The 20147-nt window shown below is 41.7% G+C and carries 13 protein-coding genes; 11 read left to right on the top strand and 2 right to left on the bottom strand.

What is annotated here, in order from left to right; translation table 11 throughout:
• Nucleotides 1-243 precede the first annotated feature (243 nt).
• Nucleotides 244-1272, bottom strand: a complete 1029-nt coding sequence (gene galE / locus Q4546_RS11935; RefSeq protein ID WP_303446330.1) for a UDP-glucose 4-epimerase GalE — start codon at nucleotides 1270-1272, stop codon at nucleotides 244-246.
• 434 nt (nucleotides 1273-1706) lie between these two features.
• Between galE and Q4546_RS11930 the strand changes: the two genes are divergently transcribed.
• From Q4546_RS11930 to Q4546_RS11920, 3 genes are all read left to right on the top strand, one after another.
• Nucleotides 1707-2906, top strand: coding sequence for an efflux RND transporter periplasmic adaptor subunit (locus tag Q4546_RS11930; RefSeq protein WP_303446329.1), 1200 nt, complete (start codon nucleotides 1707-1709; stop codon nucleotides 2904-2906).
• Nucleotides 2907-2908: 2 nt separating this feature from the next.
• Entirely contained in the window at nucleotides 2909-6106 is a 3198-nt protein-coding gene (locus Q4546_RS11925; RefSeq protein ID WP_303446328.1) for an efflux RND transporter permease subunit, read from the top strand.
• 235 nt (nucleotides 6107-6341) lie between these two features.
• Nucleotides 6342-7643, top strand: a complete 1302-nt coding sequence (locus Q4546_RS11920; RefSeq protein WP_303446327.1) for an ectonucleotide pyrophosphatase/phosphodiesterase — start codon at nucleotides 6342-6344, stop codon at nucleotides 7641-7643.
• 50 nt (nucleotides 7644-7693) lie between these two features.
• Here the strand turns inward: Q4546_RS11920 and Q4546_RS11915 are convergent, their stop codons facing one another.
• On the bottom strand, nucleotides 7694-7942 hold the full coding sequence (locus tag Q4546_RS11915) for a YdcH family protein (RefSeq protein WP_102476762.1): 249 nt from the start codon (nucleotides 7940-7942) through the stop codon (nucleotides 7694-7696).
• A gap of 332 nt (nucleotides 7943-8274) precedes the next feature.
• On the opposite strand from Q4546_RS11915, the gene Q4546_RS11910 reads away from it, so the two are divergent.
• The 8 genes from Q4546_RS11910 to hypB all read left to right on the top strand — a co-directional run bounded on the left by Q4546_RS11910 (nucleotide 8275) and on the right by hypB (nucleotide 20146).
• Complete coding sequence (locus tag Q4546_RS11910) at nucleotides 8275-10536, top strand: tetratricopeptide repeat protein (RefSeq protein WP_303446326.1); 2262 nt, start codon at nucleotides 8275-8277, stop codon at nucleotides 10534-10536.
• 354 nt (nucleotides 10537-10890) lie between these two features.
• Complete coding sequence (gene hyaA, locus Q4546_RS11905; RefSeq protein WP_102435474.1) at nucleotides 10891-12027, top strand: nickel-dependent hydrogenase small subunit; 1137 nt, start codon at nucleotides 10891-10893, stop codon at nucleotides 12025-12027.
• 3 nt (nucleotides 12028-12030) lie between these two features.
• Nucleotides 12031-13734 carry a nickel-dependent hydrogenase large subunit gene (gene hyaB / locus Q4546_RS11900; protein ID WP_102435476.1) on the top strand — a complete coding sequence of 568 codons (1704 nt, stop codon included), beginning with the start codon at nucleotides 12031-12033 and terminating at the stop codon, nucleotides 13732-13734.
• Nucleotides 13735-13763: 29 nt separating this feature from the next.
• Entirely contained in the window at nucleotides 13764-14429 is a 666-nt protein-coding gene (cybH, locus tag Q4546_RS11895; protein ID WP_076540932.1) for a Ni/Fe-hydrogenase, b-type cytochrome subunit, read from the top strand.
• A gap of 3 nt (nucleotides 14430-14432) precedes the next feature.
• Nucleotides 14433-14987 carry a HyaD/HybD family hydrogenase maturation endopeptidase gene (locus Q4546_RS11890; RefSeq protein WP_102476759.1) on the top strand — a complete coding sequence of 185 codons (555 nt, stop codon included), beginning with the start codon at nucleotides 14433-14435 and terminating at the stop codon, nucleotides 14985-14987.
• Complete coding sequence (locus tag Q4546_RS11885) at nucleotides 14980-16941, top strand: hypothetical protein (RefSeq protein WP_303446325.1); 1962 nt, start codon at nucleotides 14980-14982, stop codon at nucleotides 16939-16941. Before Q4546_RS11890 ends, Q4546_RS11885 begins: the two co-directional genes overlap by 8 nt.
• A gap of 4 nt (nucleotides 16942-16945) precedes the next feature.
• Nucleotides 16946-19324, top strand: a complete 2379-nt coding sequence (hypF, locus tag Q4546_RS11880; protein WP_303446324.1) for a carbamoyltransferase HypF — start codon at nucleotides 16946-16948, stop codon at nucleotides 19322-19324.
• A 102-nt stretch (nucleotides 19325-19426) separates the two neighbouring features.
• Nucleotides 19427-20146, top strand: coding sequence for a hydrogenase nickel incorporation protein HypB (gene hypB / locus Q4546_RS11875; RefSeq protein ID WP_303446323.1), 720 nt, complete (start codon nucleotides 19427-19429; stop codon nucleotides 20144-20146).
• The last annotated feature ends 1 nt before the right edge of the window (nucleotide 20147 follow it).

Raw genomic sequence — 20147 nt, 5'->3', positions numbered from 1 at the left:
AAATTGTTAGTATTGATGAAAAAGTGCCGACAACAGACTAGCTTTTAAAGGCATTCTTTCTGTTTGAATTGATCGTAGAAATGATTGTTTAAGTAATCGTTTAACTGATTGTTTAAGTAATCGTTTAACTGATTGTTGCTGTGATTATTTAAGGGGGATTTACTTAACCAAGATGTGTGATAAACGCCTTCATTTTCACATAAAGGCGCTTTCAACTCATGCTGCGAGACATTAAGACTAACGTTACGCTTGATCATAACCATTAGGATTAGCTGATTGCCAGCGCCAGGTATCAACCATCATTTGATCTAAACTGCGCTTTGCTTGCCAATTCAATTGTTGATTAGCTTTTTGGGCATTGGCCCAAAATGCAGCTAAATCCCCTGCGCGTCTTGGACTAACTTCATAAGGGATAGGTTTTTCAACCGCCTTTTCAAACGCTGAAACAATATCAAATACCGATACGCCATTACCTGTACCTAAGTTAAATGCCTCAACACCAGTAAAGCTGGTATTATTGTCTAACCAGTTCATTGCTGCAACATGCCCTTCAGCCAAATCCATTACATGCAGATAGTCACGTTCACAGGTACCATCTTTTGTTGGATAATCAGCACCAAAAATACTCAGCTTGTCACGTTTGCCCACCATAACTTGAGCAACATAAGGCAGTAGATTGTTAGGAATACCTTTAGGCGACTCACCAATTTGGCCGCTTTCATGGGCTCCAATTGGATTAAAGTAACGCAATGAAACTCCTCTAAAATTGCTGTTTGATGCCGCAAAATCTGCCATCACCCGTTCGACCATTACTTTAGTTGCCCCATAAGGGCTTGAAGGTGTACCTAACTTCATGGTCTCAACATAAGGCACATCATTTTCTTCGCCATAAACGGTCGCAGATGAGCTAAAGATAAAGTTATGAACATTATGTTCGGCCATGGCTTCCAATAAACACACAGAGCCGTGAACATTATTTTGATAGTACTCAAGTGGAATTTGCGCTGATTCACCGACCGCTTTAAGGGCTGCAAAATGGATCACGGTTTGAATATCAAATTGCTCAAAAACTGCGGTTAAAGCCTGTTTGTCACGAATGTCACCTTCTATAAAAATTACCGATTTCCCAGTTAATGCCTCTACTCGCTTAATTGACTCAATATTTGAATTAAACAGGTTATCAAAAACAACGACATTACAATTGTTTTCTAGCAGTGATAACACTGTATGTGAGCCGATATAGCCAGCACCACCGGTAACTAATACGTTCATTACTGTTCCTTGTGTGAAAGATAAAAATGAGCATTTATAATCAGTGATTTTGAACCTTAGCACTCAAAATTACTATTAAAAATTAGCTTCATGAGCGTAAATCAGCACAATATGTTAATGAATGTGGTTTTATTACCTATTTTTTTCCTTACCAGCCTCACATTTAAACCCAGTGTATACATTTACAACCTTGCCAATACTTATGTGACAAGCTCGTTTAACGGTATGAATTACTATCAAAAAATGGGACTTTATATGCACAATTGTCGCTATAGGTAATAAGTAAACTGTCAGTCTCGAAACATTTGAAACATTAAATTACACATTGTTACCACTTACAGTTAACAGTTTTATTAACATCTCCATATAATGTCGATAACTCATTTGCACACAAGCGCGAAAGGTTTGTGTTATCTCTTCAAAAAGGATGTCCCGTGGCGACCACAATGCAAAAAGTATTTCCTTTCTTAATTATAGGTTCTGGCATTGCCATAACTGCGGCCTTAGTTGCGATGAAGCAACCACCCGAAGAAAAACCAGCCGTAGACACTACACCGCTTGTATCAGTGCAGAGTATCGAATATAAGCCAATGACATTTACGGTTAGCTCTTACGGTGTTGTTAACCCTAAATATCAAACTGAATTAGTCGCGCAAGTTAGTGGGGAAATTACCTATCTAGCAGACAGTTTTGTAAAAGGTGGCTTCATCAAAAAAGGCGATATCCTTGCCAAAATTGACCCAAGTGATTACGAGTCTGCATTACTTGATGCCCAAGCAGAGTTAGCATCAGCCAAATCGAGCTTGGTGTTAGAAAAAGCTACCGCTGAAGTGGCCGAACGTGAATGGGCCGAAATTACTGATAGTAAGCCCAGTGATTTAAGTTTACGTAAACCTCAATTAGCCAAAGAAATCGCTAAGTTGAAAAGTGCTGAAGCCGGCTTACATCGTGCCCAACGTAATTTAGAACGTTCAGTGATTAAAGCACCTTATGATTCGTTAATCGCCAGTCGTAATATTGGCTTAGGCACTTATGTTGGCAATGGCGCATCAATTGGCACCTTGTATAACACTGAAATTGCTGAAGTACGTTTGCCACTTGCAGATAAAGAAATGCAATATCTAGACAGAAAAGGCGCTAATGCTGAAGTAAGTTTGGTGGGTAACTTCGCCGGTGAAAAACAGCAATGGCAAGGCACGATTGTCCGCAGCGAAGGTGTGATTGATAGTAAGAGTCGTATGACTTATTTAGTCGCTGAAATAAATGACCCTTATGCACTTAAAGGTAACCATAAAGAATTACGCTTTGGCACCTATGTCACAGCACATATTGGTGGCACACAAGCTGGCAGCGTTGCAATTATTCCCCGCCACCTGATTGTAAACGGTTTAGTTGCGGTCATGGATGCAGAAATGAAACTGCGTTATTTACCCGTTAATATTATTCGCCAAGACGGCAGTAACGTGATTATTTCAAGTGGTTTAGAAGATGGGATGAATATTATTACCTCGGCACTTGATTACCCTATTGAAGGCATGTCAGTAAAGTTACCTGAAGATAAGATTCTCCAGCAAGATGCTATTGAAGGTGACGACATTATTAAATCAGCAATCGCCATCAAAGATAAGGAATAATCATGGAAGACACCCATAAAGGTTTGATTGCTTGGTTTGCCCGCAACAGTGTGGCGGCAAACTTATTAATGATCATCATATTACTTGGTGGCTTACTGACAGCAAACACCATACGTAAGCAATTCTTCCCTGCAGTTGAAATTAACTGGATTGAGTTCAGCGCCGTTTATCCGGGCGCTGCGCCCCAAGAAGTTGAAGAAGGCATTACGGTCAAAATAGAGCAAGCCTTAGAAACTGTTCAGGGCTTGCAGCGGGTTATTACCTATTCTAATCGTAACCAAGCCTCTGGTTATTTCAGAATTGAAGACTCCTACGACCCACAAATTGTATTAGATGAAGTAAAGTCAGAAATTAACTCAGTATCGACATTCCCGGCAGGTATGGAGTTCCCAAAAGTTGAGCGCATTAAAATACGCCAAGAAGTGATGTATTTAAGCCTTTATGGCGACTTATCTCAACGACAACTCAAAGACTTAGGCGAAAAAATTCATCAAGAAATCATGCAACTGCCTAATGTAAATATTTCAGAATTCTATGGCGGACTTAATTACGAAATCAGTGTCGAAGTCAGTAAAGACAGACTCAGAGAATTTGGTCTTAGTTTTAACGATGTCGCTGAAGCAGTGCGTGGTTATTCCCGTAATATGTCAGCGGGACAAATTAAAGCTGAAAATGGCTACATTAACTTACGAGTAGAAAACCAAGCGTATGTCGGATATGAGTTTGAAGATTTACCCTTATTAACCTTGGATGACGGTACTAACTTATTACTGGGAGACGTTGCGACAGTCAACGATGGCTTTGAAGAAGGCATTCAATATTCGAAATTCAATGGCCAAAATGCAGTCACCTTTTTTGTCGGCGCCGCTAAAAACCAAAGTATCACCGATGTTGCCGATACTTTAAAAAAATACGTTGCTGACAAACAGGCTATTTTACCAGACGGTGTGACCTTAGAACCTTGGGTTGATATGACCTACTACCTTGAAGGTCGTTTGGATTTAATGCTCGACAGTATGAAAACAGGCGCATTTTTAGTCTTTATCATGCTAGCGTTATTTCTGCGAGTGCGGTTAGCGTTTTGGGTAATGATGGGCTTACCCGTGTGTTTCTTAGGTACGCTATTATTTATGCCAATGGGCTTTATTGATGTCACCATTAATGTCATCAGTTTATTCGCCTTCATACTGGTACTAGGTATTGTGGTCGATGATGCCATTGTTATGGGAGAAAGCGCCCATACTGAATGTGAAGAAAACGGTCAAAATATCGATAGTGTTATTCGCGGGGTTAAACGGGTCGCCATGCCGGCAACCTTTGGGGTATTAACCACCATTGCAGCTTTTTTACCGATCACCTTAGATGACGGCCCTTCATCAGCCTTTGGTCAAGCCATTGGGTTTGTGGTTATTTTGTGCTTAATCTTTTCATTAGTGGAATCAAAGTTAATTTTACCGTCACATTTAGCGCATATGAAAAAACCTAAAGTTGTGCAACCGGGTTCTAAAAATCCGTTAGATTGGTTAAGAAATATCGTTAACTTTATTCAAGGTAAAATTGAAAGAAACCTAGCGAATTTTATTGCTAATGTTTACCGCCCTAGTCTAACTGCTGCAGTAAAATACCGTTATTCAGTTATTGCGACCTTTGTGATGTTAATTGTTATTTGCGCAGCCCTTTATATAAGCGGCTTAGTACGCTTTATTGGGCAGCCTAAAATCCCCCATGATTTTCCTCGTATAACCTTGGAAATGAATGTCGATGCCGCTGAAACCGCAACCCTTAATGCCGCCCATGCCATTGAGTCTGCCCTGCGCACAGTAGAGAAAGATCTTGAATCTCAATATGGTCAAGGCATGATTGCTGAGTTACAAGTTGAGCTTCAAGGTCGTACAAAAGCAGAAGTGAGGACAAAACTGGTCGACCCCGAATTAAGACCTATCAATACCTTCGAAGTTGCCGAATTATGGCGCCAAGCAATGCCTAAAATACCAGGGGTTAAATCTTTTACCATCCAAGATAGCTTGTTTGGCGGTGGCCGAGATGATGGTGATATCAGTTTCCGATTAGAGGGTAACGATGAAGCGCAATTAATTGCTGCATCGAAGGAGTTAAAAGAAAAGTTAGGTACTTTAAAAGGGGTGAGTGACATTAATGACAGTCGTCAATCCTCTGCCAAAGAAGTGCAATTTGACCTAAAACCTTTAGCCCACAGTTTAGGCTTAACCCTGGCCAATATTGCTTCACAAGTCGGTAATAGTTTTTACGGGCTTGAAGCACAGCGGATTATCCGTAACGGCGAAGAAATCAAGGTGATGCTACGCTACCCAGAAGAGCAACGTAACTCTATAGCCCTCGTTCAGGAGGTGTTGATTAAAACGCCTCAAGGTGCTGAATTACCCCTGTCTGAAGTCGCTAATATAAACGTAGTTCAAGGCGTGAGTAGTATTCGCCGTGAAAATGGTAACCGAACAATTAATGTATGGGCCGCGGTTGATGCTGAACAAGCTGAGCCATTTAAACTCGCCAAAGATATTCGTGATAATTTCATTCCGCAATTATTAGCAAAGTACCCACGCGTACAAAGCGAGGTTTCTGGCAGTATTCAGGAGCAACTTGATAGTGCCGATACCCAAATGCGTGATTTTATTATCTCTATGTTGGTGATTTACAGCTTATTAGCGATACCGCTTAAGTCATACGTGCAACCCTTTATGATAATGTCGGTGATCCCATTTGGTGTCATTGGCTCAATGCTTGGCCATATCATTTTAGGTATTGATTTAAGTGCCCTTTCTGTATTCGGGATTATTGCCGCTGCAGGTGTGGTGGTCAATGACTCACTAGTGATGGTGGATTATGTGAATAATTCCCGTAAACAAGGGGTTAAACTCAATGATGCGGTAATTAACGCTGGTTGCAGACGTTTTAGAGCGATTATGTTGACCTCTTTAACGACCTTTATTGGTCTAGTGCCAATCATGACTGAGACCAGTATGCAGGCACAAATGGTGATACCAATGGCCGTATCACTGGCGTTTGGGGTGTTGTTCGCTACTGTGGTAACACTGTGTTTAATCCCTTGTCTTTATATAGCAATTGAAGATACGCGGATTTTCTTGAGAGGTTCTTGGAGACATTATTTTCCATTAACAGCTGAAGAGCATAAAGCAGAGTTAGCCAGTCAAGCAGTAAAATAATCGGTTAAAAATGTGACCAACTTAAAAGCGAAACAGGATGTTTCGCTTTTTTATTGTTTTAATTTCAGTTAATTGCATTGATAATTAACTAAAATACTTGTTAACTAATCAGCCTGCAAAATATGACACATCATATGATTGTCATCAACACTAACTATGCTGGCTAAATTAGATAATAAAAAGAGTTCAAAGTAATTTTTGTCTTCGACTAAATACAATAATAAAGGAAGCAATAATGCGTCAATGGTTAGCATCCAACAGCCTTGCAAGGTTAAAACAACTTAGTAGCAGTATTACTATCGCATTGGTTTTTTTAAGCCATAATATCATGGCAGATGAAACATCATCATTAGGGTCAAATCAGCCCCATAATGTCAATGATAAGCCCTATGTGTTACTTATCTCTATTGATGGTTATAGGCATGATTACAATAAAGTTCATCAGCCTAAGTTTCTTAATAACTTTGCCAGCAATGCCGCAACAATAACGCAATTAACGCCGTCATTTCCAACAGTCACCTTCCCTAACCATTTGACACTGGTTACCGGTCTCTATCCCAGTAATCATGGCATTGTTGCTAATCGTTTCTACAACCCCACAATAGGGCGCCATTACGCTTTAAGCGACCATGATGCCGTCACCGATGGCCGTTTTTACACTGGCGTTCCACTTTGGTCTTTAGCTGCCCAGCAAGGAATGAAATCAGCTACGTATTTCTGGCCCGGCTCAGAAGCTGAAATAGCAGGTTTTAGACCCACTTATTGGAAACGATATGACGGTAGAGTCGCAAATGAAACCCGTGTCGAGCAAGTTATTGAATGGCTTAAATTACCTGAAACGCAGCGGCCGCAATTTGTGACATTATACTTTTCAGATGTCGATAGCGCAGGTCATCATCACGGGCCGTTATCGCAGCAAACCCATGATGCTGTCAATTACATTGATAAGGTCATTGCTAGCTTAATTGAGCAAGTAAATGCGCTACCTTATGCGGTTAATATTATCATCACATCAGATCACGGTATGGCACAGGTTGCTGATTTTGAGCGTATCTACACAGACAAACTGTTTGCCGATGATGAGGCATTAAAATCTCGATTTAGTTTTATTAATGACGCCGCTTTTTCATTAGTGCGCGCCCATGGCAATAATAAAGACCAAGATTTAATTGCCCTTGAGAAACTAGTTGCTGCGACCGATGGCTTAGCATTTTATAGAAAGGAGTCGATACCTAAGCACCTTGAGTATGACTTTAATCCCGCCATTGGTGATGCGATTTTGGTCACCCATGATCATTACATTACCAGCAGTGATGCAAAACCTGGCGTTAAGGGTAAACATGGCTACTACGCTGAAGTGATGCCGGATATGAATGCCATTTTTTATGCCAACGGCCCGGCTTTTAACCATCAAGCAGAAATTGAGTTAGCTAAAAATATTCATGTTTACCCTTTAATTGCACACATACTTAATTTATCTATTAGTGAACCCATTGATGGCAAACTTGACGTGCTGTCTCCTTTATTAAAGCAATAAAAAAACGGGCAATATCTAATCGATATTGCCCGCTTCTTAAATACATTCTTTTAGCCCTGTTCTGCCAAAGTAATTTGATGATAAAGGGCGTCTTTCATTACTACACGCTGCTGCTTTAACTCATGGATGGATTCGTCTGCGATGGGCGAGTCTCGCATCTCAAGATCCCTAATTTGTTTATCTAACGCATCGTATTTTTTCATTATTTCAGCAAAATCGACATTGCTGCTAATAAGCGAAGTAATCGTATCTATGTGATCTGGAAATTCGTTTCTGAGGGAATGATTTTCACCTAGCATAAAAGCCTCTTATATCCTGTCTTCAATGAGTTAAACGTATCTATGTGTACTTACGCGGTAACGCTAGTCGTTCTCTTATTAAAATGTAGAGCAATTGATATAAAAAACAAGTTACGCCATTTAAATTAACGCTACATTTATCACAAAATAATACTTTGCCATAGAGTTGTAAGATCAAACCTCAATTCGATTATCAAGCCTTTAAGCTGCGTGCAACGTCCAGTCAAAAGTGAAAATGATTAACGAATCATAAATTGTCACACGCTAAGTGTTGGCTAATTGTTAATTTAACTTTACTATGACAATTAATTAGCCTTATCCGTAAATTTAATATGAAATTCAAGCCACTATTTAGTATTAGCTTACTAAGCTTAAGCACCTTTTTTAGTTTTAGCATTTTATTTACGAGTGCTATTGCTTATACCGCTGAGTTTAGTGGCAGCCAAACCTGTGTTGAATGCCACCAGCAACAATACAGCGATTGGCAAGGATCTCATCATGATATGTCTATGGGTCAGGCTACTGCAGATATCGTTCTAGCAAACTTTACCGATCAACAATTTGACTACCAAGGTGAAGTCTCACGCTTTTTTATGAAAGGAAGTGAGTACTGGGTCAATATTAAAGGCCCAGATGGCAAGTTTAACGACTATAAAATTAGCTATACCTTTGGTTATGAACCGTTACAACAATACATGGTTGAATTTGAAAACGGTGCGATACAATTAATCCCTTTTGCGTGGGATAGTCGTAGTAAAGATGAAGGCGGACAACGCTGGTTTTATTTGTATCCTGAAATGGATCCTTACGACGAGTTCTTTTGGACTAATAAAGGCCAAAACTGGAACTACATGTGCGCTGATTGTCACTCAACCAATGTCAAAAAAAACTATAACGTAACAGACAATAGCTTTGACAGTAGTTGGTCAGAAATCAACGTGGCCTGTGAAGCCTGTCACGGCCCCGCCAGTGAGCATATCAAATGGACAAAAAATCAAACACAGCCGCTGGCCCAATATGGTTTTAATCGCGATTTAACCCCTAAAGTAGGCGCTTGGGAGTTTAAGCAAGGTAAAAAAATTCTCCAGCCGAACAAAATCAAGCCTTCTGCGCAGTTAGCAACTTGCGGCCAATGTCATAGCCGCCGTTCACAGCTTACAGATAGCAATGATAAGGCACATGACCATATCGATAATTTTTACGACAAATACATCCTCAGCGAAATTGCGCCTAACTTATATTATCCCGATGGCCAAATTTATGATGAAGTATTTGTATTAGGCTCTTTTAAGCAATCTAAAATGCATATGGCAGGCGTAGTCTGTAGTGACTGTCACAATCCCCATAGCAATAAATTAACAGCCCCTATTGAATCAATTTGTTTTCAATGTCATATCCCCAGTGAATATAGTGCAGCTAAACACAGTCAGCATCAACAAGGGAGTGAAGCGGCGCAATGTGTTAGCTGCCATATGCCAAAAACCACCTACATGGAAGTTGACCCCCGCGCTGATCATAGCTTTAAAGTCCCAAGGCCTGATTTATCGATAACATTGGGGACGCCTAATGTCTGTAGCCAGTGCCATAATGATAAATCAGCTACTTGGGCAGCTGAAGCTGTTATTAAACAATTTCCAGATTCAACTATCCGCCAACAGCCTGGTTATGCAGAAGCTTTCTATCAAGCAGCGACTAACGATCCAGATAGTAGTGAGCTTTTAACGAAAATTGCTTTAAACCCATTACAACCAGCAATCATTCGCGCCTCTGCGTTCTCAAGATTGGCTAACTTCCCTAGTCAGCAAAGTTATCGTGCTATGGAGCAAGCTGTCACTGATCCTTCTGCGCAAATACGCTCAACGGCTATCTCTGCTTCTGCCGCATTTGAATTTGCCGATCGTTGGCGGTTAATTGCGCCACTGTTAACAGATACGGCTTATGCCATTAGAACTGAAGCGGCAGGCGCCCTAGCCACTAACTGGGAGAATATGACATCAGCGCAGCAGCAAGTGCTGCAACCTGCATTAACAGAATACCTCGAAATACAAGCTTATAATGCCGATAGAGGTTTTTCGTGGTTAAACCGCGGTAATGTTTACCTCGCTAAAAGACAGTTCGATAAAGCAGAACAAGCGTATAAACAAGCTATTGTTATTGAGCCAATACTGGCCAGCAGTTATGCCAACCTTGCTGATTTGTATCGAAAATTAGGTAAAGAACAAGCGTCCATGGCGATATTAAAACAAGGGATTACAAATCAGCCGAAAGCGGGCTCATTACGCTATAGCGCAGGGTTGGCTTATTATCGTCAGCAACAATTACCCCAAGCCATAGCGTTATTTAAACAAGCGACTGAGGTTGAACCAAGTAACCCTCAAAATTGGACGGTATTGGGGCTGGCACAAGAAAAAGTCAATCCTGTAGACATGATGAAGTCATTATCTACAGCCTATGAAGTCAGTAATGATCCACAGCATTTATACACATTATGTCAATTTAAAATTAAATATCGCGATCCAAGTACTAATGCATGTTTAGCGAAATTATCAACCTTAGTACCGCCACAGGTATTGAAACAATTGACTGGTAGTTAACTTAAATAATTATGATGATATGCGCGTTGAATTTGAGATAAGTCAGCGCGATTTTACTGGTTTTAAACAGCCATAAAGTTAGAAATTGAAATTCACTTTTGCTGTAAATAAAATCAACATCAGACAAGTACGTCCAATAGCTTCTACTTTCCTAGTGACTTCTATTTAGCAGCTATCAATCCCCGCAAAAAACTTCAAGACTCAACAGCTCACTATTTGTTCAAATAGCGAAACACTCTATTTTTATGCATGTTCAATAAGCGAACAATGTTTGATCTGTATCAATATACCTATCCCTAACAGATCTATATTTAATAAAGCAGTTTGATCCTCCAACATGGATAAGGTTATCAGATGGATACACATGCAGCTTTATATCAACGATGTAAAACACGAATTGCGCAATTGCAGCAGTTACAACCACGTCACAGCGTTAGCCTAAAAGATAAATTAATAAAAAATGGCATTAGCCGACGTGAGTTTATGACTTGGAGTGCATCTGTTACCGCACTACTCGCATTGCCCCTGCCTTTCACCAATCTAGTTGCCGAAGCCGCTGAGCTTGCTGATCGAGTACCACTGATTTGGCTGCATATGGCCGAATGTACCGGTTGTTCAGAATCCCTTATCAGAACCGACAGCCCTAATTTAGACAGCCTCATCTTTGATCATATTTCTTTGGAATATCATGAAACATTGATGGCTGCAGCCGGTTGGCAAGCGGAAGAAAACCTTGAGCATGCTATGGAGGCATATAAAGGTAATTACTTATTAGCGGTAGAGGGTGCTGTACCAACGGCTAATAATGGCACTTATTTAACGGTCGGCTGTAAAGGCCATACCGGAATGCAGATAGTAAAAGAAGCAGCTGCTGGGGCGGCTGCAATTATTTCTGTTGGAACTTGCGCCGCATTTGGCGGTGTACAAGCTGCAGCGCCCAACCCTACTGGTGCAAAAGGTGTGCAAGAGGTTATTGATAAACCGGTGATTAATTTAGGCGGTTGTCCTCCTAGTGAAAAGAACATTGTCGGTACCTTGATGTATTTCATCATGTTCGGAAAACTGCCCGCGTTAGATATGTTTAATCGCCCTAAATGGGCATACGGCGCTAGAGTGCATGATAACTGTGAACGTCGTGGTCGTTTTGACGCTGGCGAATTTGTAGAAACCTTTGGCGATCAAGGTGCTAAAGATGGCTACTGCCTATACAAAATGGGCTGTAAAGGCCCTTATACCTACAACAACTGCCCCACTGAACGCTTTAATCATCATACCAGTTGGCCAGTACTTGCAGGTCATGGCTGTATTGGCTGCGCTGAACCTAATTTTTGGGATGATATGGCGGATTTCGAAAAGCCATTAGGCAGACAGTTGCTCCACGGTATTGATGCCACTGCCGATACCATTGGTACCGTCATTCTTGGTGCGACCGTTGTGGGCATAGGTGCTCACGCAGTAACTAGTCTTTTTGCTAAGCCGCTAGAGGAATAAACCATGAGTAAACGAGTCGTTATCGATCCTATCACCCGTATCGAAGGCCATTTACGTGTTGAAGTTGAAGTTGATGAAAATAATGTTATTCAAAAGGCCTGGTCATCTTCTACCCTTTGGCGTGGTATTGAAGTCATTTTAAAAGGCCGTACTCCTATGGATGTCGGCCTAATTGTGCAACGTATTTGTGGGGTATGTACCTATTCTCATTATCGCTGCGGTACTGAAGCGGTTGAAAATGCCTTAGGGGTTAAAATCCCGCTCAACGCAAAGTACTTACGCTCGTTAATGCAAACCTCTTTGTATATGCATGATCACATTGTGCACTTCTATCATTTACATGGTTTAGATTGGGTTGATGTGGTGTCAGCCTTAAGTGCCGATCCGGCATTAGCCGCCCAAGAAGCCAATAAATACACCGAAAACCCTATCGCCACTGGCGAAGGTGAATTACGCGCCGTACAGCAAAGAGTCAAAGGCTTGGTTGATACCGGAAAGCTTGGGCCTTTTGCTAATGCCTATTGGGGCAATAAAACCTACAAGTTCACGCCAGAGCAAAACCTCATTGCCCTATCCCATTACCTTAAAGCGTTAGAAGTTCAGCGTGTAGCAGCTGAAATGCTAGCAATATTTGGCGGCAAGTCGCCGCATCCGCAATCCCTTGTAGTTGGCGGTGTTACCTCTGTTAGAGACATGCTAAGTCCTGCACGTTTACAAGAGTGGAAACAAAAACACGCTATCGTCCATGACTTTATTATCCGCGCTTATAAAGCCGACATCGTTATGGCAGCTGCCGCCTTTGGTGGCGAGCCAAGTGTGTTAGGCGGCGTCAATGTTAAAAACTTTTTAGCCACCGATGACTTTATCTTAGCTGATGGTCAATATCTGTTTGAGCAAGGCGTGATAATGAATGGAGATTTAGCCGGGGTGAGCGATTTAGATCCCGATGCCATAAAAGAAGATGTCACCCACTCATGGTATGACGCAAAAACCGCCCAGCACCCCTATGACGGCACAACGATTCCAAATTACACCGGATTTGTTGAGCGCGATACCGTGTATGGCAAATTACCGACTGTCGATGGTGATGGAAAATACTCTTGGGTTAAATCCCCACGATATCAGGGCGAACCCGTAGAAGTTGGGCCGTTAGCCTGTTTACTGGTGAACTATGCCCGTGGCAACAAGATTGTTGTTGATAGTGTTAATGGGTTGCTCGCCGCAACAGGCCTGCCTATAGAAGCATTATTCACCACCTTAGGCCGCACCGCGGCGCGCATGCTGCAAACCGTGATTGTGGCAGAAGAAGGCTTAAAAACCTTTGATGCCATGTTAACCAATATGCAATCGGATGAATCTACCTATGTGACACCAGAAATAGACTCTGATCGCGATTACATCGGCCATGCGATGATTGAAGCGCCGCGTGGAATGCTCAGTCACTGGATCAGAATTAAGGGCGGTAAGATAGAAAATTACCAAGCTATTGTTCCTACCACGTGGAATTCTGGCCCTGTCGATGCTGACGGTAAAGTTGGCCCTTATGAAGCATCACTGATTGGGCTTGAACTTGAAGATCCAACCAAACCACTGGAAGTCATTCGAATTATTCACTCGTTTGATCCATGTATGGCCTGCGCGGTACACGTAATGGATTATAAAGGTAATGATTTAGGTGAATTCCGCATCGATCCTAACGGGTTTTAGCAAGTTTGCGGATCTAAGAGGAAAGGATTATGACTCAAATTGCAACCCATCGCAGAGAACTCATCTTCTCACCTGCCATACGGATATTCCATTGGCTTAGAGCACTGTCCATTTTGATGTTAGTGGTAACTGGTTTTTACATTTCATGGCCATTTTTGGTGGCGCCCGCATCTTCTGATGTCTTGGTTCAAGGCGGGATCCGCTTTGTACATCTCGTGTTTGGCTTTGTACTTACCAGTATCACCATAGTACGTTTTTACTTGTTCTTTTTTGCTAAAAGCGCCATTGAACGACGTTCAATCAGAGATGTTTTAAGCCTGAAGAGCTGGATAGCACAAATTAAATCCTATATCTGGATGGGACACTTAGATAAAGCTGGCGTATACGGACCTTTGCAGTTTGTGACATACGTTGCCATATCATTTGCGGCTTTATTCATGTGTATCACTGGCTTGGTGCTTTATGCCAATGTTTATCATCAAGGGTTAGGTGGCGCTATATGGGAAGTTTCAGCTTGGTTTACGGCCTTAATGGGCGGGTTAGCACAAGTACGAATTTGGCATCACATAGTCACCTGGGCTTTCATTATATTTGTGGTTATTCATATCTATATGGCGGTTTGGTCAGGCATACGCTTTAAGCATAACTCTGTTGACTCTATCGTCTCCGGTTATGACTACCATAAGGATCACTAGCCTTTGTCTACTAGCTTACTAATAGGTATAGGAAACGTTTTGTACGCTGATGAAGGGATCGGCGTACATTTTGTTAATTATATCGATGAAAAATACGCTTTCTATCAGCCAAACCATCAACTCGATATTTTAGATGGTGGCACCCTTGCTCAAGGACTTATCCCTATTCTTTGTCAATATGACAACTTAATTGTGGTGGATACCGTAAACAGTCCAGGGGTAAAGCCCGGAGAGGTGTATTCATTTAATTTTGATCAAGCGCCACCCGAAATTGATTGGCAAGGCAGTGCCCATGAGGTTGAGATGCTGCAAACCCTGATCATGATGGACATGGTCGGTGATAGACCCAATACTCACGTGATTGGAGTTACGCCGACAGTCATCGAGCCGATGACATTAGGCTTAACTGAGTCAATACAAGCTGCGGTGCCGACGATGGAAAAAGCCTTACTGGCACACCTTGAAAAAGCAGGTTTTAGCTATACAAAAAAACACAGTGTTAATATTAACGACTTAATCCCTGATTCCTATAAACGTGGATGTCAGCCCTATGCATAAAGTCAGTTTTAATTTTACCTGCCAGCGCCCAGTGGCCTTTTATGCGCAGCTTTGTAATCAATATATAGCCGATACCCGCTTTGACTTTAGCGCGGGTTTTAACAACAATCGCTATTTTTTAGAAGTTGAGGCCACAGAGCCACAACTCGCCGCCCTTGCCGATGAGATTGCCGCCAAATTTTTATATTCAATCTGGTTATGCTCTGCTGATGTCGGTGTCATCAAAACCCGTAAAGGCAGCCAAAAGCCGCTAGCCCATGCTGAGCTCAACATCAGTTACTGTAGTGAATGCCAGCCGCAGATGGTTAATGCCGCAGATGCTAACTTTTTAAAGCTTGATCTAGTTTGTCCCCATTGTCACGGCCATGAGCGTATAAGCACCTTAGAGCAATCTATGGCGCCGCAAGATCTTATTGCAATTGCAGCGCGGTTAAAAAATGACACCAAGATTAGTTTAAGCAGCAGTGGCAGCACTTATTTAAGTTCTGAATTAAGTTCTGTATCAAGTTCGGATCCAAGTTCAAATTTCAGTTTGAGCTTACAACCTTTTGCCAAAAACGCTGGCCAACAACATATTTTAATCTGTAACCCCCAGCATTTAAGTAAGTATTTTGCAGTGCAGCAGTACCATACCCTCGCCTTATCCAGTTTAGAAAAACCGCGACTCAAACTGATGTCAGCTGATGCAGCAGTCTTTTCAGGTGTTACTACTGCTAAACATCAAGCTAAGTGTAAAGTCCAGCCAACACTTACTGATCCATACTATCAAGTGAGCTTTGCTGACAGTCGTTTACTTATGGCACTGGCTGATCAGCTAAACACTATTGGTATTGATTGGGTCTATATTGATACAAACGATTCAGTTAGCGCTGATACTCATAACGACTTACACAAGCCTTTAACTAAGTCCATAGCTAAGCCAAGCGTAACTCGCATCAATAATGCTTGGGTAGAAATCGCCAGCAATCACCAATTCTCCATTAATGGCGCCAGCCCATTACATGATGTTGCTCAATACAAACACTATGAAGCCAGCTGGAATAACAAACAGATCCATTGCCGTATGTCAGCAGCTGATAACACCGCTGTGACTGAATTAACAGTGACTGGAATAGACGCGGCTAGCTGCGCCATGCACGCAGGTTTGCTGAATTTGTCTGAAGCTGTGATCAGTCAAATTGCCAATCGAATGCTGTCGAATCAAACGCTAGCAGCAACAGACAAACAATCCATCACCAGTGCCACACTCTATTTTAGCCATGACAACCCCAGTGTAGTTATTACCCAAAATAAACAACAAAAAATTGCCCAGTTTTTACGATTACCGACTTTTGAGCAACATGGCGCTGATATTATTGCGCAATTACAGCACGAAGAATCAAAAGTACTCGCTAAGTTTACCCTAGCATTTCCACAACAAATCCATCAATTAGCACTAACCACACTGGATAAAACTAGTGATAATATTCAACATTTTATTGGCCTAGCTGCCATGTTGATTTTAGATGATGAGGCCTTAAATCAATTAACCAGTATTGACGCGAAAGCAGATGCGTTTCATGCACTGGCGCAGCAGTATCATGGTAATAATGCCCCTAGAATTGATTTTCCACTTTGTTCAGAAAACGGCTATAGGAGCATTAATTGGCGCCGTACCTTTGCCAGCTTAATGAGTTTTAAATTAGCTGGCGCCAATCCCGCCATTTTAGCTTTTGGCTTTTTTGATTCACTGGCTGATTATCTTAGTAACTGGCTTGATCATCTGGAGCAGCAACAAGGAATTGATGCCGTGGTGTTAGCAGGCAACGATTTAGTCTATAGCGTACTTGCTGAGCGCCTATGTATGCGGCTACAAAAGAATTACCCTCTAGTGGTAAACCATCAATTAGATCTCGATGGCGCCAACATTGCCATTGGTGGTTTGTATCTCGCCAAAAGACGCGGGTTAAGGTAAGCCTATGGGACTGCACCAAGCCTATCTTCAACAGGTAAAACTCAATATAAACGGCATAGTCCAAGGGGTTGGTTTTCGCCCTTACGTTTATCAATTAGCCACTCAGTCTAATTTGCTCGGCAGTGTGCTAAATAATGAGCAAGGTGTATGCATTCATCTACAAGGATTAAATACTGATATCAATCATGTGATCCATCAGTTAAGAGTTAATCCACCGCCATTAGCCAGAATCGATAAACTGAATGTGGTAGAAGAACGAATCGATACAAGACTAGCCGACTTTTCAATCAGCCAAAGTCAGTCAAATCAACAAGCCATAGTGTCAATTTCAGCCGATAAAAGTAGCTGCACAGATTGCTTAGCTGACATCGCAGATCCAAATAATCGTCATTACCAATACCCTTTTACAAATTGCACCAATTGCGGGCCAAGATACAGCATTGTTAAGCAACTTCCCTATGATCGCCATCTTACCTCAATGGCTAATTTTGCTATGTGTGATGACTGCCGAAAAGCCTATGAAGATCCCTTAAATCGACGCTACCATGCTCAGCCAGTGAGCTGCCCTAAATGCGGCCCCAAGTTACGTTTTGACAAGCTTACCCATGGGCAGATAACTGAGGTTATTGCTGATCAACAGCAAGTGTTTTCAGCCATCATCAGCGCGTTAAATAATGGCAAAATTTTAGCAGTTAAAGGTCTAGGGGGCTTTCATATTATTTGTGATGCCACTAATGATGAGGCCATTAAAAAGCTAAGATCACGTAAAAAGCGCCCAGCAAAGCCCTTTGCCGTTATGGCAGCAGATATCGAGCAAGCCAAACAACTCGTTACTGGCACAAAAACAGAGTGGCAACTCTTAAGTAGTGCTGAAAAACCTATCACCTTAATGGCTAAACACGCCAATATTGATTATTTTATCAGCAAGTTAATTGCACCCGACATAGATAAATTAGGACTGTTTCTGCCCTACACTCCCATGCATCATCTGCTGCTTAATGCCTTTACCAAACCCATTGTTGCCACCAGCGCAAATCTTTCAGGCTTACCCATTATTACCGACGCCAACGAGATTATGTCGCAACTAGGCCATGTGATTGATGGCCTCGTTGACCACAACAGAGCCATTGTAAACCCTTGTGATGATAGCGTTGTTCAAGTAATTAACGAGCAAATTCAGGTTATTCGATTAGCAAGAGGCTATGCGCCATTAAGTATTGCCTTACCCAGCGCCATTAAATATCCAATTCTTGGGGTCGGGGCGCAGCAAAAAAATACTCAATGCTTTGCTTTTAAACAACATGCCTTTATTAGCCCGCATATTGGTGACTTGTATAACCTCGAAACTAACCAGTTATTTGAACACACCTTAAACACATTTAAGCGACTGTATCGTTTTAACCCTAAGACAATAATAAGTGATAAGCACCCTGATTATGCATCTAGCCAATGGGCTAATAATCAACACAATGTCCCGATTTCACAGGTTCAACATCACCATGCGCATATCCTTAGTGTGCTGGCGATCAATAACTACCAAAAACCAGTATTAGGATTTAGTTTTGATGGCACAGGCTTAGGTGATGATGACAGCCTTTGGGGCAGTGAGTGCATGTTGCTTGATGGCATTAATTATCGCAGTGTCGCTCACTTGAAGTCATTTAAGTTAATTGGTGGCGAGCAAGCGATTAAACATCCCGTAAGGATTTTATTAGCCTTGTTATTCGAGCACTTCAGCCTTGCTCAAATAAAAAACCTGCCCATCGAGGCAATTCAAACAATGCCTGCTCATACCTTAGATAATTTACATCGTATGTGGCTTAACAATAGTGCTTGCATTGAATCACGCTCAATAGGACGGCTGTTTGATGCCATTGCTGTTGCACTTAATCTTATTGAAACGAATCAGTTTGAAGCCCAAGCAGGCATGTTAATTGAAACTTGTGCTAATAACTGGCTCAAGCAATCAATAGCATCTAATACAACAAATACTGCCAACACTGAGCAGCAATTACTGGCATTGTCTCCAGAGCCAACAGTAGCTGCTTCTGCAGTTAAAGTTTGGGATAGCAGCGGATTAATCAAACAAGTTATCGGGCTTATCACGGCTAAACAGCCGCCATCGACCGAACAATTATGTTTTGCATTCACTGCGAGTTTAAGCCGAGCTGTCGCTGATGTTGCTAATCAGTACCCTGAATATGCTTTAGTGTTTAGCGGCGGTGTGTTTCAAAATAAATTACTACTAACACAATGTCAGCAAGCGTTAAAGCAGCGGCAAATACTACCCAGTAAACTTATCCCTATAAACGATGCCGGCATCTCTTTAGGGCAATTATGGTTTGCCTATTTACAACAACAAACAACACAAATAGCCAATTAATATTTAAATAACGATTAATTGCTGATGTTAATCAAAGAATAATTTTTAACCGCCATTGATACTGAGATATAGCAAGAGGCGTTTCGAATAAGGAATATTGATATGTGCCAAGATTGCGGATGTTCAATTACAGATCATCAACATAGCCTACACTCTAACCCGCAGCTTAATGATACTAAGACCTTATCTGTTATTCATAAAATATTAGATAAGAATGATCATGAAGCCCAGCATAACCGTGCGCATTTTGAAGCCAATAACGTCATGGCTTTTAACTTAATGAGTAGCCCAGGTAGCGGTAAAACCACTTTACTGGAATATTTACCCACTCATTTAATGGCTAAATTTGCGGTCATTGAAGGCGACTTAGAAACCTCTCGTGATGCTGACCGCTTAATCGCTAAAGGCATTAGTGCTTATCAAATTCAAACCGGCTCAGCCTGTCACTTAGATGCCTTTATGGTGCATCAAGCGCTGCACCATATTGACCTTAAACCTATTGATGTCTGCTTCGTAGAAAACGTTGGCAATCTTGTTTGCCCCGCCAGTTACGATGTCGGCACCCACAAAAATATCGTACTGTTATCTGTGCCTGAAGGTGACGATAAAATTGAAAAGTACCCGGTGATGTTTCGCCGTGCAGATTTGGTACTCATAACCAAAATGGATTTAGCCGAGCATTTTGACTTTTCCTTAACCGAATGCGAGCAGCAACTAAAAAAACTCAATCCTGATGTGACCTTATTACCCATTTCAGTCAAAGACCCACAATCTCTTAACCAAGTGGCTGATTGGATAAACAGCGCAATTGGAGCGCAATAAT

It is taken from the genome of Shewanella sp. 4_MG-2023, assembly GCF_030548015.1.
Classification (GTDB): Bacteria; Pseudomonadota; Gammaproteobacteria; order Enterobacterales; family Shewanellaceae; genus Shewanella.
The sequence above is the reverse complement of the archived record's forward strand: the minus strand, read 5'-3'. Positions and strand labels throughout refer to the sequence as shown.